Annotated in this window: 13 protein-coding genes and 1 pseudogene; 13 read left to right on the top strand and 1 reads right to left on the bottom strand. The window is 68.7% G+C overall.

What is annotated here, in order from left to right; all coding sequences use genetic code 11:
• Window positions 1–259, top strand: a pseudogene (locus tag ACFXB5_RS39880) (hypothetical protein); the annotation flags it as partial.
• Window positions 260–331: 72 nt separating this feature from the next.
• Window positions 332–697, top strand: a complete 366-nt coding sequence (locus ACFXB5_RS39875; RefSeq protein ID WP_385217937.1) for a hypothetical protein — start codon at window positions 332–334, stop codon at window positions 695–697.
• Here the strand turns inward: ACFXB5_RS39875 and ACFXB5_RS39870 are convergent.
• Complete coding sequence (locus tag ACFXB5_RS39870; protein WP_385217934.1) at window positions 645–971, bottom strand: hypothetical protein; 327 nt, start codon at window positions 969–971, stop codon at window positions 645–647. The genes ACFXB5_RS39875 and ACFXB5_RS39870 overlap by 53 nt on opposite strands.
• Window positions 972–1,037: 66 nt before the next feature.
• On the opposite strand from ACFXB5_RS39870, the gene ACFXB5_RS39865 reads away from it, so the two are divergent.
• The 11 genes from ACFXB5_RS39865 to argG form a co-directional block, all read left to right on the top strand.
• Window positions 1,038–1,691, top strand: a complete 654-nt coding sequence (locus ACFXB5_RS39865; RefSeq protein ID WP_385217932.1) for a hypothetical protein — start codon at window positions 1,038–1,040, stop codon at window positions 1,689–1,691.
• 434 nt (window positions 1,692–2,125) lie between these two features.
• Window positions 2,126–4,225 (top strand): ATP-binding protein, encoded by a 2,100-nt coding sequence (locus tag ACFXB5_RS39860; RefSeq protein ID WP_385217930.1) that lies wholly within the window; start codon window positions 2,126–2,128, stop codon window positions 4,223–4,225.
• Entirely contained in the window at window positions 4,216–5,604 is a 1,389-nt protein-coding gene (locus ACFXB5_RS39855) for a radical SAM protein (RefSeq protein ID WP_385217927.1), read from the top strand. Before ACFXB5_RS39860 ends, ACFXB5_RS39855 begins: the two co-directional genes overlap by 10 nt.
• 105 nt (window positions 5,605–5,709) lie before the next feature.
• Complete coding sequence (locus ACFXB5_RS39850) at window positions 5,710–6,141, top strand: hypothetical protein (protein WP_385217925.1); 432 nt, start codon at window positions 5,710–5,712, stop codon at window positions 6,139–6,141.
• Between the two features lie 246 nt (window positions 6,142–6,387).
• Window positions 6,388–7,386 (top strand): LacI family DNA-binding transcriptional regulator, encoded by a 999-nt coding sequence (locus ACFXB5_RS39845; protein ID WP_385217922.1) that lies wholly within the window; start codon window positions 6,388–6,390, stop codon window positions 7,384–7,386.
• A 217-nt stretch (window positions 7,387–7,603) separates the two neighbouring features.
• A complete protein-coding gene (locus ACFXB5_RS39840; protein WP_385217920.1) occupies window positions 7,604–8,947 on the top strand; it encodes an ABC transporter substrate-binding protein in 1,344 nt (447 codons plus the stop codon).
• Window positions 8,948–8,951: 4 nt separating this feature from the next.
• Complete coding sequence (locus ACFXB5_RS39835) at window positions 8,952–9,908, top strand: carbohydrate ABC transporter permease (protein WP_385217917.1); 957 nt, start codon at window positions 8,952–8,954, stop codon at window positions 9,906–9,908.
• Entirely contained in the window at window positions 9,905–10,780 is an 876-nt protein-coding gene (locus ACFXB5_RS39830) for a carbohydrate ABC transporter permease (protein WP_385217914.1), read from the top strand. Before ACFXB5_RS39835 ends, ACFXB5_RS39830 begins: the two co-directional genes overlap by 4 nt.
• A gap of 30 nt (window positions 10,781–10,810) precedes the next feature.
• Window positions 10,811–12,409, top strand: coding sequence for a glycoside hydrolase family 13 protein (locus ACFXB5_RS39825; RefSeq protein WP_385217912.1), 1,599 nt, complete (start codon window positions 10,811–10,813; stop codon window positions 12,407–12,409).
• A gap of 58 nt (window positions 12,410–12,467) precedes the next feature.
• Entirely contained in the window at window positions 12,468–14,657 is a 2,190-nt protein-coding gene (locus ACFXB5_RS39820; protein WP_385217910.1) for a discoidin domain-containing protein, read from the top strand.
• A gap of 90 nt (window positions 14,658–14,747) precedes the next feature.
• Window positions 14,748–16,237, top strand: a 1,490-nt coding sequence (argG, locus tag ACFXB5_RS39815; protein ID WP_385217907.1) for an argininosuccinate synthase, incomplete at its 3' end; no start/stop codon positions are given.

The raw sequence follows: 16,237 nt of genomic DNA, 5'->3' as shown, positions 1-16,237 counted from the left end.
GCGCCCGCCCCCCCCCGCGCGGCCCCCCCCCCCCCCCCCGGCCGCCTCGCCCGCGGCCTCGCTCACCCCGACGCCGGAGAGCGCGGCGCCGAGCCCGGACGGCAAGGAGCCTTCGAAGGCCGCGACGTCCGACGGCGGATCCGCGTGGCCCGCCGTGGGCATCATCATCGGCGTCTGCCTGTTCGCCCTGGCCGGAGGGTTTGTGCTGTTCCAGCAGCGGCGCGGCTCGGGCGGCTCGGGCGGCTCGGGCACCGAATGATCCGAGGGGGGCGTCAACGAGCAGTCTCCTGTTACCAGTTGAAGACCCAGCAACCTCGCGCTCGGAGACCCCATGACCGTCAACAGTCCGGCATCCTCGCCCTTCACCGAGACCACGGGGACGGCCCGGAGCGCCGCCCTCGACGCGCTCACCACGTCCGGTCCGGTGCAGCGATTCACGTTGTTCAATGGTGTTCCGGTGTGGCTGGTCACCGGTTACGCGGAGGCCAGGGCGCTGCTGGCGCATCCGGCGATGGTCAAGGACCGTGGGGTGGTACCGCACGCGAAGGCCACACCGGCCGACCTGCACGCCGCCATGTACACCAGCCTGTTGACCGCAAACCCGCCCCATCACACCCGGCTGCGGAAGCTGGTGACGGCGGCGTTCACGGTCCGCCGCATCGAGACGCTCCGGCCCCGGGGTGCAGGAGATCACTGACGGCCTGCTCGACGCGCTGGGCGAGGCCGGTGCTGAGCCTGAGGCCGGTTTCGGCGAGGCAACCGTCGAGGAGATCGGGCCGGTACTGGATCTGCCGAAGGCCGCAGCGGAGGGTGCGGGTGAGGTGGGCGGCGTCGGTGAAGGCGGTGTTGGCCAGCGGGGCGCGCCGCGGCAGAGACCAGATCCCCTCTACGGGGTTGAGGTCGGCTGCGGCCACCGAGAACATCTGGCGAACCGTCGCAGCGGCGGTCGTGCCGGCGGTGGAGTTCCGCATACCCGCGATGGATCACCCGACCGAGGCCATCGCCCGCTCCAGCCAGCGCTGGAACGTCTGGATGCGATGATGCCCATCAACTGGCGGGGCAGCCGCCTCGCCGACTCGGAGATGATCGTGCTGATGCAGGAGGGCGTTCCGCTGGCCTGGGTGCCCCCGGCCGACGTCATCCAGCAGCTGCTCACCGCCGACGACCCAGCCTCCCGTGCGCAGGTCATCGACAGCTGCCGCCCGATGATCCTCGCCTCCTGCGAGGCGGCTCTCGCATCTGTCACCGACACGCGGTTCAGCGCGCAGAAGGCACCGCTCGAAGAGTGCGTCCGCATGGCTGAGTACGGCATGTTCAGCGGCGCCCAGGCACTGGCTGCCAACGCGTGGGACACCCTCATCCGCGGCCTGGCCTTCGCCAATCCCGGCTGGCTCAAGCCCAGCGGCCAGTGGCCGGGGTACCCCAAGGTCCTGGAGAACATCCCGGCCGTGGGGGACGACGATCCCACGATCCGCCAGTTCCGCGAGGAAGCCTTCCTGCCGTTTCCGCGGGCTCTGGAAGCGTTCTGGCCGCCGGCCCCAGTCCCTCAGAACTTCAACCGGCACGCCACGGCTCACGCAGCCGCGACCGCCCAGTACACCCCGGTCAACGCCGTGACCGCGGTCATGCTTGCCGTCAGCGTGCTCCGCGACATCAACGACATGGGCTACCCGATACAGATGCACGCCTGAGCCGGTTCACAGCCGGGCCCGGTCCTCCCACGGGAGGTTCGGGCCCGGCTATCGCGCGAGGGTGCAGATCGCACCACTGCTGTGGATCGGCGTCAGGCACGTGAGCTCCCCGAGCCCACGGCCGTCGCGCAGGACATCCTGGGACGTGATGCTCCCGGTGATGGTCACTGAGGTGGTGGAGGCGGTGATCGACGTCTCGTGCGTTCCCGGACGGGCGGTAGAGCTTCATCGGCCCCGTGCCTCTGGAGGCGGTCGTGGGCGGAATGTGCGCTCTTTCGGCGCCCGGGCGCCGGGGCATAGCATGTCGAAGGGCATGATGAATCATCGGGGGCTCGATGCATCGACCGCTGAGCCGTAGAACCAAGCGTCGACGGGCGGACAGGGCCGAGACGGGCGTCGCATCCGCCAATCACTTCTCCGGGTCGGGCGCTAGCGTGGTGCAGGCCGGATCGATTTCCGGAGATGTGATCTTTCAACAGGCGTCACACCAGGTGCCGACTCCTCGGCAGATTCAGCAGAAATGCGTAGGGTTCGTCGGGCGTGCCCTGGAACTCAACCGCTTAGAGGGGCTGCTGTCGCAGTTTCACGAGGCTGCGGAGCCGATGGTGGTTGTCATCGACGGTTCGCCCGGCGTCGGGAAGACCTCGCTTGCCATTGAGTGGGCGCGTCGGCACCAGGAGGACTTTCCTGACGGGAGTCTCTTCGCCGACCTGCACTGCTTCGATCGAGCGCGACCGATGAGCCGTGAAGAGGTGTTCGACAGCTTCCTGCGGGCCCTCGGTGTCAATTCCCCGGAGATTCCCGGAGTGCTCGACTCGCAGATGGCTCTGTTCCGAACGCTGGTCGAGAGGCGCAAGATCCTCATCCTCCTGGACAATGTCGCTTCGGCGGAGGAGGTGCGCTCCTTCATGTCCGGGTCGCATTCCCTGATGCTGGTGACGAGCAGGAACCGGCTCAGCGGACTCTCGGCGCGGGATGGGGCGTATTCATTGACGCTCGACCCTCTGCCGCCGGACGACGCGGCCCGTCTGATAGCGCGGACCGTCGGTTCCGCCCGCATGGAGGCCGAGCCCGTTGCGGTCGCTGAACTGGCGCGGGACTGCGCGTGCCTGCCGCTCGCGCTACGCATCGCTGCGGAGCAGGTACGCACGAGACCGCACCTGAGCATCACCGACCATGTTCGGGAGCTGCGGACAAGTGGGCGACTCGAATCGCTGGCCGTAGAGGGCGACGAGAGGGCTCAGATCGAGGCCGTCTTCTCCTGGTCGTACCGGGCTCTGCGGGAGCAGTCCGCACTGGTCTTCCGCTATTTGGGACTCGTTCCAGGACGCGACATCGGGTTCGCTGCGATCAGCGCGCTGTGCCAGCTGGATGACCAGTCGGTCCGCCGTGCGATCCGGGAACTTCTGAGCACGAATCTGCTGTCGGAGTCTGTAGGCGGCCGCTACTTCCTCCATGACCTCCTCCGGGTCTACGCCGGAAGTCTCGCCAAAAGGACAGACACCATGAACGCGCAAAACACGGCAATGCGAGCGCTGATCAACTGGTACGTGGCCAGCGCGGACAACGCGGACTCGTTCCTGACCCCGGGTAGGCCCCCGAGGGACGACATACATCTGGAGTCGACTGGTCGACACTTCGAGTCCTACGACGACGCCATGCGCTGGCTGGAGGAGGAGCGAGCCAACCTGATCGATATCACTCGGCGTGCCGGCGAGGTCGGGGAGCACCATTCCGCGGCCGTCATGCCCAATCTTCTGTGGAGCTACTTCAACATCACAAAACACTGGCCTGACTGGATCGCCTGCAACGAGATCGGACTGGCGTCAGCGCGGGAGAGCAGCGACAGGAAATCGGAGGCGTACCTGCTGACCAGCCAGGGCGTGGCCTACCGGAACCTGCGGCAGACCGAACGTGCCATCAGCGCTCACTCCCGAGCGATCGATCTGTTTGAGGAGATCGCCGAGGCGAGTGGCCTTGGGTACGCGAAGCAGAACCTCGCCCACGTGTACAACGACGTCGGCCGCTACGAAGAGGCTCTCGCCCACTATCGGGCAGCGATCGATGTCTTCGCGGAATTGGAGGAGTCACACCGTGGCCGCGGGATGGCTCTGAACGGCATAGCGGTCTGCTTCAACAACATGGGGCGGTACACGGATGCGCTGGAGGCGGCACGTCAGGCTTACGACATCAACGACGCCATCGATGCCACCTACGGAACCGCTGTCGCCTTGAACAGCGTGGGCCGCGCCGAAGCGGGGCTCGGTCGGTTCGAGCAGTCGGTCAGCGCCCTGCGCAACGCCCTGTCCCTGCGCCGCCGCATCGGCGACCGGTACGGCACCGCGCGCTCCCTCGTCGTGCTGGGCCAGGTGTACGCCGACCACGACCGGAACAACGACGCGGCGGAAGCCTGGCTGGAGTCCCTGGAGATCTTCACCGAACTGGGCGCCCCGGAGCAGGCCGACGTGGCACAGAAACTGCAGAGCCGGCCGCCGCCCCGCCCACAAGACGGGACAGGAGCATCATGCACGTGATCTCTGCCGAGGACGTAGCCGGGGCCGTCTGCCTTCTCGCCGACGGAAGCCGCAATGCGGTACCCGGCGTCCGCGATTCCGTGGACGCGTGGCGAAAGCGGTATTCGCAGCGGCACCTGCCGGTTAACCCGCAAAGGCGGCAGGCCGCCGCTGGCAATTGCGACCCCTCTCCCCCCGCACAGGGAATCCCACCGATCACCCTGTGGCTTGAGCTCGTCGAGTCCTGCAATCTCGACTGCTTGTTCTGCTATAACCCGTGGAGGCCACCGGAGTCCTCGCTGAGAGACCAGCCCCTGCTCTCCCCTGGACAACTGCAGCGAATCCTGGACCGGATCTTCGCACACGTCCCGATCAGCCACGTAAAGCTCTCTGGTGGGGAGCCGCTGCTCTATCCGCAGATCAACACCCTGACTCGGCATGTGAAACAGCACTGCGAGAGCATCGGAATGACGACCAACGGCCGCAGTCTGACACGGCGCAGGCTCTCGGCCCTGACAACGGCTGGCATGAACTACATCAGCGTTCCCGTCCACTCCCACTTGGCGGCCGTCCACGACGAGCTGGCCGGAGCACGCTCATGGCACGCTGCGGTGCGGGCCCTGGCGCTCTCCCTTGAGGCCGGAGTGACCACCACCCTGTCATGTGTGGCCACACGGAAGAATGTGGATCATATCGGCGCTGTGGCCGGGATGGCACTCAGCCTCGGCATCGGCACGATCGTCCTGAACTGCTTCCACGCGACGGGCCAGGGCGCGGGCCGAAAGAGCCTTGAGCTGACTGCCTCCGAGTTCACGCCCCTGATCGAGATGCTGCGTACGGATATCGGAGACCAAGCCGAGATCATCGTTGGCTCCCCGCCTCCGCTCTCCAAGGAGGAACGAAAGAAAACGATCAACCGGATCACGCTCTCCCCCTTCGGAGAACTGAAGCTCTGTGCCCAGTCGTCCAGTGCCGTGCTCAATGTCCAGACCGCCCCCGACAAGTTCGACGCCTTCCTGGACGCCGTGTCCCGGACGACTACAACGACTACCTCGCGCGTATCGACAGCTGTACCTGTCACTGACCGACACGTACCGGAAACCCAACCAGGGGTTGGGAAGATGCACGTATCGATGCGCGACCAGTGCGCCATCGGCGTCCTCGCCGCGCCGAGCCGCGCCGGTGTCGCCGTCGCGGATGAGGTGTCGGTAGCGGGCTATGACGACGACGCCCTCTCCCGGCTGAGTTGCTTCAGTCTCACCACCGTCAGCCAGGGCGCCGAGGAGCAGGCCCGGCGCGTCGAGCGTCTCGACGAGGGCCGGACCACCCCGCGCGAGGTCGCGCTCCCACCACGTCTGGTGATGCGGGGCTCGACGGCTCGGGCACCGTCCGCGCCGTGACGCTCACCCGGCCCCCGCCATGACGGATTCATCAGACGGTGACGCCTTGCGCCAATGACCCGAGGTCTCGGGTTTGCTGTCGGGTCGAGTGGTAACGCGGTGAACATGACCGAGAAGAAGAACGCACACACCACCCGGAGCACCAGCGTGAACGCGAAGGCCACCGCCACCAAGGCCAAGGAGACCGCGGAAAAGGCCAAGGACACCGCGGGCAAGGCGGAGACCACGGCGAAGGCCGCCGCGGCGGGCGCGGCGACGACCGCGGCGCACACCGCCCATGTCGCCGCCGACAAGGCTCAAGTGGCTGCCGGGAAGGCCGTGACCACCGGTCGTGCCGTGGCCGCCGAGGCGCCCAAGAAGGCCGCCGCGGCGGCGGGTTCGGCCTGGATGATGATCAAGGCGCGGAAGGTCCTGGCAGCCGTCGCCGGCGCCGGTGCCGCCGCGGCGGGCGCCACCACCGCGATCGTCCTGCGCAGGCGCGCGGCTCGTCGTCGCCCCCCGCTGGCACGGCTGCCGGGCGGGCGGCTCGGCTCTTGATATTCGCGGTCGCACAGCACACGCGACGCGGCCCATTCGGTACCGATCACGATGCCCGGCATCCAGATCCGGTGCCCGGTGAGCGGCAGATCGGCCGACGGCCGAGGCGCAGGTGACCTCGCGCTCTGTCCAACAGCTGAAGGAGATCCTCCGGGCCCATCCGGGACCGACCGAGGTGCGTCTCCTCGCACCTTCTACGCCCCCGTTACGCAAGCGACTTGCATTTCTTGCGCTACGCTTGCGTGCATGACGCGACGACTTGCTGAAGTGGCGAAGAAGGTCGGTGTCAGCGAGGCCACGGTCAGCCGGGTCCTCAACGGCAAGCCCGGGGTCTCCGAAGCCACCCGGCAGGCGGTGCTGTCCGCGCTGGACGTCCTCGGCTACGAGCGGCCCACGCAGCTGCGGGGCGACCGGGCCCGGCTGGTGGGGCTGGTGCTGCCCGAGCTGCAGAACCCCATCTTCCCGGCGTTCGCCGAGGTCATCGGCGGGGCGCTGGCCCAGCTCGGACTGACCCCGGTGCTGTGCACCCAGACCAAGGGCGGGGTCTCCGAGGCCGATTACGTGGCCCTGCTGCTGCAACAGCAGGTCTCCGGGGTGGTGTTCGCGGGCGGGCTGTACGCGCAGGCCGACGCGCCGCATGACCACTACCGGCAGCTCGCCGAGCGCAACATCCCGGTGGTGCTGGTCAACGCGGCCATCGAGCACCTCGGCTTCCCGGCCGTCTCCTGCGACGACGCCGTGGCCATGGAGCAGGCGTGGCGGCATCTGGCCTCCCTCGGCCACGACCGGATCGGCCTGGTGCTCGGGCCCGGTGACCACATGCCGTCGGCACGCAAGCTGGCCGCCGCGCGGGCGATCGCCGACCGCCTTCCGGATGAGTTCGTGGCCCGGGCGATCTTCTCGATCGAGGGCGGCCACGCCGCGGCCTCCCGACTGATCGACCGGGGCGTCACGGGCATCATCTGCGCCAGCGACCCGCTGGCCCTGGGCGCGATACGAGCCGCGCGCCGCAAGGGGCTCGGCGTGCCGTCGCGGGTGTCCGTGGTCGGCTACGACGACTCCGCGTTCATGAACTGCACCGAGCCGCCGCTGACCACCGTCCGCCAGCCCATCGAGGCCATGGGCAGGGCGGCGGTGGAGGTGCTGAACGCGCAGATCGGCGGGGTGGCCGTACCCGCCGAGGAGCTTTTGTTCGAGCCGGAGCTGGTGGTGCGCGGCTCCACCGCCCAGGCGCCGCGGGAGTGAGAGGGCGGAGGACCGTCGAGGGGTGATCGAAAGGGCGGACGCAAGACGCTGCCAGACTCAATCCGCGTGATTCGCAGCGCAGTTGAATAATTACAGAATCTACGCGACATCTTGCGGGCCGATGTCGTCGGTGCTTGAGTGTGCGGCGCACTCACGGTTGTGTGCGCCCCGCTCGCGGCCGTGGGGCTTCCCTGCTCCTGTACAGAGGGGTCCACCCATGAGAAGCACCGGGTTCCGTCGTACTCTCATCGCGCTCAGCACGTTCTCCCTCGCCCTCACCGCCTGCGGCGGGTCGGACGGCGGATCGGCGGGCGGAAAGACGCGCATCACCGTCAACTGCATGCCGCCCAGGAGCGCCAAGGTCGACCGCAGGTTCTTCGAGGAGGACATCGCCTCCTTCGAGAAGCAGAACCCGGACATCGACGTCGTCGCGCATGACGCGTTCCCCTGCCAGGACCCGAAGACGTTCGACGCCAAGCTGGCCGGGGGCCAGATGGAGAACGTCTTCTACACGTACTTCACCGACGCCGGACATGTGGTCGACATCAACCAGGCGGCCGATCTCACCCCGTACGTCAAGGAGTTGAAGAGCTACTCCACCCTCGGCAAGCAGCTGCGCGACATCTACACGGTCGACGGCAAGATCTACGGTATCCCGCGCACCGGCTACTCGATGGGTCTGATCTACAACCGCGAGCTCTTCGAGAAGGCCGGACTCGACCCCGACAAGCCGCCGATGACGTGGGAGGAGGTCCGCGCCGACGCCAAGAGGATCGCCGAGCTGGGCGGCGGCACGGTCGGCTACGCGGACTACAGCGCCCAGAACCAGGGCGGCTGGCACTTCACGGCCGAGCTGTACTCACAGGGCGGCGATGTCGTCAGCGCGGACGGCGAGAAGGCCACCGTCGACACCCCCGAGGCGCGCGCCGTCCTGCGGAACCTGCACGACATGCGCTGGGTGGACGACTCGATGGGCAGCAAACAGCTCCTGGTCATCAACGACGCCCAGCAGCTGATGGGCTCCGGCAAGCTGGGCATGTACCTCGCCGCGCCCGACAACATCCCGATCCTGGTGAAGGAGAAGGGCGGCAACTACAAGGACCTCGCCATCGCCCCCATGCCCGGTGGCAAGGGCACGCTCATCGGCGGCGACGGCTACATGTTCCAGAAGAAGGACACGCCCGCCCAGATCCGGGCCGGCCTCAAGTGGCTCGACCACATGTTCCTCACCCCGGGCAAGGGCTTCCTCGGCGACTACGTCCGCGCCAAGAAGCGAAACGCCCCGGTGGGCCTGCCCGAGCCGCGGCTGTTCACCGGCGCCGCCGACGCCAAGGACCAGCAGATCAAGAAGGCCAACGCCAATGTCCCCGTGGGCAACTACCAGACCTTCCTCGACGGCAACCAGAAGCTGCGGATGAAGATCGAGCCGCCGCACGCCCAGCAGATCTACTCCGTGCTCGACGGGGCCGTCTCCGCCGTCCTCACCAAGAAGGACGCCGATATCGACCAGCTCCTGAAGGAAGCCTCCGACAAGATCGACAATATTCTGGCCCGGGGCTGACCCGATGACCAAGACCGCTGCGCGGCCGCCCGCCGAGACGATCGCCGTCCACCCGGTGCAGGCGCCGCCCCCGGCGGGGGGTCGGGGGCGGCGCCGCCTCGCCGATCAGGTCCGGGCCTATGGCTTCCTCCTCGGCGGCCTGATCTGCTTCGCGCTGTTCTCCTGGTATCCGGCGATCCGTGCGGTCGTGATCGCCTTCCAGAAGTACACGCCCGGCTCGTCCCCCGAATGGGTCGGCACCGCCAACTTCACCCGTGTCCTGCACGACCCGGAGTTCACCGCGGCCTGGCGGAACACCCTCACCTTCACCCTGCTGGCGCTGCTCATCGGCTTCGCGATCCCGTTCCTGCTCGCCCTCGTGCTCAATGAACTCCGGCACGCCAAGGCGTTCTTCAGGGTCGTGGTCTATCTGCCGGTGATGATCCCGCCGGTGGTCAGCGCCCTGCTGTGGAAGTGGTTCTACGACCCGGGCGCCGGGCTGGCCAACGAGACACTGCGCTTCTTGCACCTGCCCACCTCGAACTGGTCCAACGGCGCCGACACCGCCCTGATCTCCCTCGTCATCGTGGCCACCTGGGCCAATATGGGCGGCACCGTCCTGATCTACCTGGCGGCGCTGCAGTCCATCCCCGGTGAGCTGTACGAGGCGGCCGAACTGGACGGTGCGAGCCTGCTCCAGCGCATCCGCCACGTCACGATCCCCCAGACCCGGTTCGTGATCCTCATGCTGATGCTGCTGCAGATCATCGCGACGATGCAGGTCTTCACCGAGCCGTTCGTGATCACCGGCGGTGGCCCGGAGAACGCCACGGTCACCGTCCTCTACCTGATCTACAAGTACGCCTTCCTCTACAACGACTTCGGTGGCGCCTGCGCGCTGAGCGTGATGCTGCTCGTGCTGCTCGGCGCCTTCTCCGCCCTCTATCTGCGGCTGACCCGCTCCGGGGAGGACGACGCATGAGCACCCGGACCCTCGTCTCCCCCGCCACCCTGGCCCGCCCCCGCGGCCGGGCCGTCTACTGGACGGTCTTCACGGGCGTGGTGGTGCTGTTCGCGATCGCCTTCCTCTTCCCGGTCTACTGGATGGTGACCGGTGCGATGAAGTCGCCGGACGAGGTGGCGAAGACCCCGCCCACCCTCGCTCCGAAAGAGTGGCGCCTCAGCGGCTACAGCGACGCCTGGGACCTGATGCAGCTTCCGCAGCACCTGTGGAACACGGTGGTCCAGGCGGCCGGGGCCTGGCTGTTCCAGCTGGTCTTCTGCACGGCCGCCGCCTACGCCCTCTCCCGGCTGAAGCCCGCCTTCGGCAAGGTGATCCTCGGTGGCATCCTGGCCACGCTGATGGTCCCGGCCCAGGCGCTGGTCGTGCCGAAGTACCTGACCGTCGCCGACCTGCCGCTGATCCACACCAGCCTGCTCAACGACCCGCTCGCGATCTGGCTGCCGGCCGTCGCCAACGCCTTCAACCTCTATCTCCTCAAGCGGTTCTTCGACCAGATCCCGCGCGATGTCCTGGAGGCCGCCGAGATCGACGGCGCCGGAAAGCTGCGCACCCTGTGGTCGATCGTGCTGCCCATGTCACGTCCGGTGCTCGGCGTCGTGTCGATCTTCGCGCTGGTGGCGGTGTGGCAGGACTTCCTGTGGCCGCTGATGGTCTTCTCCGACACCGGCAAGCAGCCGATCAGCGTGGCACTCGTCCAGCTGTCGCAGAACATCCAGCTGACCGTGCTCATCGCCGCGATGGTCATCGCCAGCATCCCGATGGTCGCGCTGTTCCTCGTCTTCCAGCGGCACATCATCGCCGGGATCAGCGCGGGCAGCACGAAGGGCTGACACCGCCCCCTCGACAGAAAGGCCTCCACCGTGGCCCAGCCCACCCCTGCCCGGACACCGAACGACTGGTGGCGCTCCGCCGTCATCTACCAGGTGTATGTGCGCAGCTTCGCCGACGGGGACGGCGATGGCACCGGCGACCTCGCGGGCGTCCGCGCCGGGCTGCCGTACCTCGCCGCACTCGGCGTCGACGCGCTGTGGTTCAGCCCCTGGTACCAGTCGCCCATGAAGGACGGCGGCTATGACGTCGCCGACTACCGCGCCATCGACCCGGCCTTCGGCACCCTGGCCGAGGCGGAGAAGCTCATCGCCGAGGCCCGTGAGCTGGGCATCCGCACGATCGTCGACATCGTGCCGAACCACGTCTCCGATCAGCACCCCTGGTGGCGGGCCGCCCTCGCGGGCGGCGCCGAGCGCGAGCTGTTCCACCTCCGCCCGGGCCGCGGCGACCATGGTGAACTGCCGCCCAATGACTGGACGTCGGAGTTCGGCGGCCCGGCGTGGACCCGGCTGCCCGACGGCCACTGGTATCTGCATCTGTTCGCCCCCGAGCAGCCGGACCTCAACTGGGCCCACCCGGCCGTGCGCCAGGAGCACGAGGACATCCTGCGCTTCTGGTTCGAGCGGGGTGTCGCGGGGGTGCGCGTCGACTCGGCCGCCCTGCTGGCCAAGGATCCCCGGCTGCCCGACTTCGTCGCGGGCCGCGACCCGCATCCGTATGTCGACCTCGATGAGCTCCATGACATCTACCGCTCCTGGCGCGCGGTGGCCGACGAGTACGGCGGTGTCTTCGTCGGCGAGGTGTGGCTGCCGGACAGCGAGCGCTTCGCCCGCTATCTGCGCCCCGACGAGCTGCATACCGCCTTCAACTTCTCCTTTCTGGCCTGTCCCTGGGACGCCCGGCGGCTGCGGACGTCGATCGACGAGACGCTCGCCGAACACGCTCCGGTGGGCGCTCCGGCCACCTGGGTGCTGTGCAACCACGATGTGACCCGCACGGTCACCCGCTACGGGCGCGAGGACACCGGTTTCGACTTCGCCACCAAGGTCTTCGGCACCCCCACCGACCTCGCCCTCGGCACCCGGCGGGCGCGGGCCGCCGCCCTGCTGTCGCTGGCCCTGCCCGGCGCGGTCTACGTCTACCAGGGCGAGGAACTGGGCCTGCCCGAGGCCGAGATCCCCCGCGACCGCATCCAGGACCCGATGCACTTCCGCTCCGGTGGCACCGACCCGGGCCGCGACGGCTGCCGGGTGCCGCTGCCGTGGGCGGCGGAGGGGCCGTACGCCGGTTTCGGCTCGCGCGAGGAGCCGTGGCTGCCACAGCCGGCGCACTGGGCGGTGTACGCGGCCGATCTGCAGACGGAGGACCCGGGCTCGATGCTCAGCCTCTACCGCGCGGCGATTCGCGTCCGCCGCGCCACCCCCGGCTTCGGCGACGGGCCGCTGACCTGGCTCCCCTCGGCCGACGGTGTCCTGGCCTTCGCCCGTGACGACGGCCTGGTCTGCGTGGTCAACCTCGCGGACACCCCCGCCGAGCTGGACGCCACCTCCCGGCTTCTGCTCAGCAGCGGCCCGCTGGACGACCGGGGCCGCCTTCCGCGGGACACGGCGGCCTGGCTGCTCCGCTGAGCCGCCCCCCACCCCCCACCGCGCTATCCCACCACCCCCACCACGAAGGGATCAGCACATGCACCGCAGCGGTACCGCATCGGCATCCACCAAACGCCTGTCGGCGATCGGCGTGGCCGTCGCCCTCGCGGCCGGCACGCTCGTCACGCTGACCCCCACGGCCGCGCACGCGGCCGCGGGCGCCTCCCTGCCGTTCACCTCGGCCGAGGCCGAGTCGGCCACCACCACGGGGACGAAGATCGGCCCCGACTTCACCCAGGGCACGCTCGCCTCCGAGGCGTCCGGACGCCAGGCCGTCCGCCTCGCCGCCGGGCAGCGCGTGGAGTTCACCGCGCCGCGCGCGGCCAACGCGGTGAACGTGGCCTACAGCGTGCCGGACGGCCAGTCGGGCACGCTCAACGTCTATGTCAACGGCACCAAGCTGGCCAAGACCATCGCGGTCACGTCCACGTACTCGTACGTGGACACCGGCTGGATCGCGGGGTCGAAGACCCACCACCTCTACGACAACGCCCGGCTGCTGCTCGGCCGACACGTCCAGGCCGGTGACAATATCGCCTTCGAGGCGGCGAACACCCAGGTCACCGTGGACGTGGCCGACTTCGAGCAGGTCGCGGCGGCCGCCTCCCAGCCCGCCGGATCGGTGTCCGTCACCTCCAAGGGCGCCGACCCCAGCGGGCAGGGCGACTCCACCCAGGCGTTCCGGGACGCCATCGCCGCCGCCCAGGGCGGAGTGGTCTGGATCCCGCCGGGTGACTACAAGCTGACCTCCTCCCTGAACGGCGTCCAGAACGTCACCCTCCAGGGCGCCGGCGGCTGGCACTCCGTGGTGCGCACCTCGCGGTTCATCGACCAGTCCGGCTCCTCCGGCAACGTGCACATCAAGGACTTCGCGGTCATCGGCGAGGTCACCGAGCGCGTCGACTCCAACCCCGACAACTTCGTCAATGGCTCGCTCGGCCCGGGTTCCAGCGTGTCCGGCATGTGGCTGCAGCACCTGAAGGTCGGTCTGTGGCTAATGGGCAACAACGACAACCTGGTGGTCGAGAACAACCGCTTCCTGGACATGACGGCCGACGGCCTCAACCTCAACGGCACCGCGAAGAACGTACGCGTGCGGAACAACTTCCTGCGCAACCAGGGTGACGACGCGCTCGCCATGTGGTCGCTGAACTCGCCGGACACCAACAGCAGCTTCGAGAGCAACACCATCTCGCAGCCGAACCTCGCCAATGGCATCGCCATCTACGGCGGTACGGACATCACGGTCAAGAACAACCTGATCTCGGACACCAACGCCCTGGGCAGCGGTATCGCCATCTCCAACCAGAAGTTCATGGACCCGTTCCACCCGCTGGCCGGCACGATCACGGTCGACGGGAACACGCTGGTCCGCGCGGGTGCCATGAACCCCAACTGGAACCACCCGATGGGCGCCCTGCGCGTCGACTCCTACGACAGCGCGATCGAGGCCACCGTCAACATCACCAACACGACCATCACCGACAGCCCGTACAGCGCCTTCGAGTTCGTCTCCGGCGGCGGCAGGGGCTACGCGGTCAAGAACGTCAATGTGTCCGGCGCGACCGTGACCAACCCCGGAACGGTCGTCGTCCAGGCCGAGGCGCAGGGGACGGCGAAGTTCAGCGATGTCACGGCCTCCAGCGTCGGCGCGGCAGGCGTCTACAACTGCCCCTACCCGTCCGGCTCCGGCACCTTCAGCCTCACCGACGGCGGCGGCAACTCCGGCTGGAGCAGCACCTGGTCGGACTGCTCCAGCTGGCCCCAGCCCGGCCAGGGCAACCCGGATCCCGAGCCCGGCCGCAACCTCGCCAAGGGCCGCCCGGCCACCGCGACCGGCTCTTGGGACGTCTACACCCCCGGCAAGGCGGTCGACGGCGACGCGAACACCTACTGGGAGTCGACCAACAACGCCTTTCCGCAGGCCCTGACCGTGGACCTCGGCTCCAGCCAGGCGGTCCGCCGGCTGGTGCTGAAGCTGCCGCCCTCGTCGGCGTGGGGCGCCCGCACCCAGACGCTGTCCGTGCTGGGCAGCACCGACGGCTCCGCGTACTCGACGGTGGTGGGCTCGCAGGGCTACCGCTTCGACCCGGCGTCCGGCAACAAGGTCACCGTCGCCCTGCCCGACAGCACGAATGTGCGCTATCTGAGGCTCAGCGTCACCGGCAACACCGGCTGGCCGGCTGCCCAGGTCAGTGAGGTGGAGGCGTATCTGACCTCCTCGTGAGCCCCGTCCTCACGCCGGGGAGCGAGGTGGGGATCAAGGTCATCACCAGGAGGCCTTGCATGATCATGCGGAAGACTGCATACTCCTGCTGTGTCCAAAGTTCTCACCTCCCTCCCTGTCGGCCAACGCGTCGGGATCGCCTTCTCCGGCGGCCTCGACACCTCGGTAGCGGTCGCGTGGATGCGCGACAAGGGCGCGGTGCCCTGCACCTACACCGCCGACATCGGCCAGTACGACGAGCCCGACATCGCCTCGGTCCCCGGGCGCGCCACGACGTACGGCGCGGAGGTCGCCCGACTGGTGGACTGCCGGGCGGCCCTGGTGGAGGAGGGGCTCGCGGCCCTCGCCTGCGGGGCGTTCCACATCCGCTCCGGCGGCCGCAGCTACTTCAACACCACCCCGCTCGGGCGGGCGGTCACCGGCACCCTGCTGGTGCGCGCCATGCTCGAGGACGATGTGCAGATCTGGGGCGACGGCTCCACCTTCAAGGGCAATGACATCGAGCGGTTCTACCGCTACGGCCTGCTGGCCAACCCCTCCCTGCGGATCTACAAGCCGTGGCTGGACGCCGACTTCGTCAGCGAGCTCGGCGGCCGCAAGGAGATGTCGGAGTGGCTGCTCGCCCATGACCTGCCCTACCGGGACAGCACGGAGAAGGCGTACTCCACCGACGCCAACATCTGGGGCGCCACCCACGAGGCCAAGTCGCTCGAGCACCTCGACACCGGTATCGAGATCGTCCAGCCGATCATGGGCGTGCGGTTCTGGGACCCGTCGGTCGAGATAGCGGCCGAGGACGTCACGATCGGCTTCGAGCAGGGCCGCCCGGTGACGATCAACGGCAAGGAGTTCGCCTCCGCCGTCGATCTGGTGCTGGAGGCCAACGCCATCGGCGGTCGCCACGGCATGGGCATGTCCGACCAGATCGAGAACCGCGTCATCGAGGCCAAGAGCCGGGGCATCTACGAGGCACCGGGCATGGCGCTGCTGCACGCGGCGTACGAGCGGCTGGTCAACGCGATCCACAACGAGGACACCGTCGCCACCTACCACACCGAGGGGCGCCGCCTCGGCCGGCTCATGTACGAGGGCCGCTGGCTGGACCCGCAGGCGCTGATGGTGCGCGAGTCGCTGCAGCGCTGGGTCGGCGCGGCGATCACCGGCGAGGTGACCCTGCGGCTGCGGCGCGGTGAGGACTACTCCATCCTGGACACCTCCGGGCCGGCGTTCAGCTACCACCCGGAGAAGCTCTCCATGGAGCGGACCGAGGACTCCGCCTTCGGCCCCGTGGACCGGATCGGCCAGCTGACCATGCGCAACCTCGATATCGCGGACTCGCGCGCCAAGCTGGAGCAGTACGCCGGTCTCGGCATGGTCGGCAGCTCGCATCCGGCGCTGATCGGCGCGGCGCAGGCGGCCTCCACCGGGCTGATCGGCGCGATGCCGCAGGGCGCCTCCGAGGCGCTGGCCCCCGGCCGGCCCGGGTGCGGGGCGGGCCAACAGCCAGACCCCCCCCCCCAGGTGGTGGGCGCCCCCAGACCCCACACCCCCCCCCGGACCCCCCCCCCCCCCCCCCCCCC

Source organism: Streptomyces sp. NPDC059455, assembly GCF_042750115.1.
GTDB classification, from domain to species: Bacteria; Actinomycetota; Actinomycetes; order Streptomycetales; family Streptomycetaceae; genus Streptomyces; species Streptomyces endocoffeicus.
This window is presented reverse-complemented; position numbering and strand designations above follow the sequence as displayed.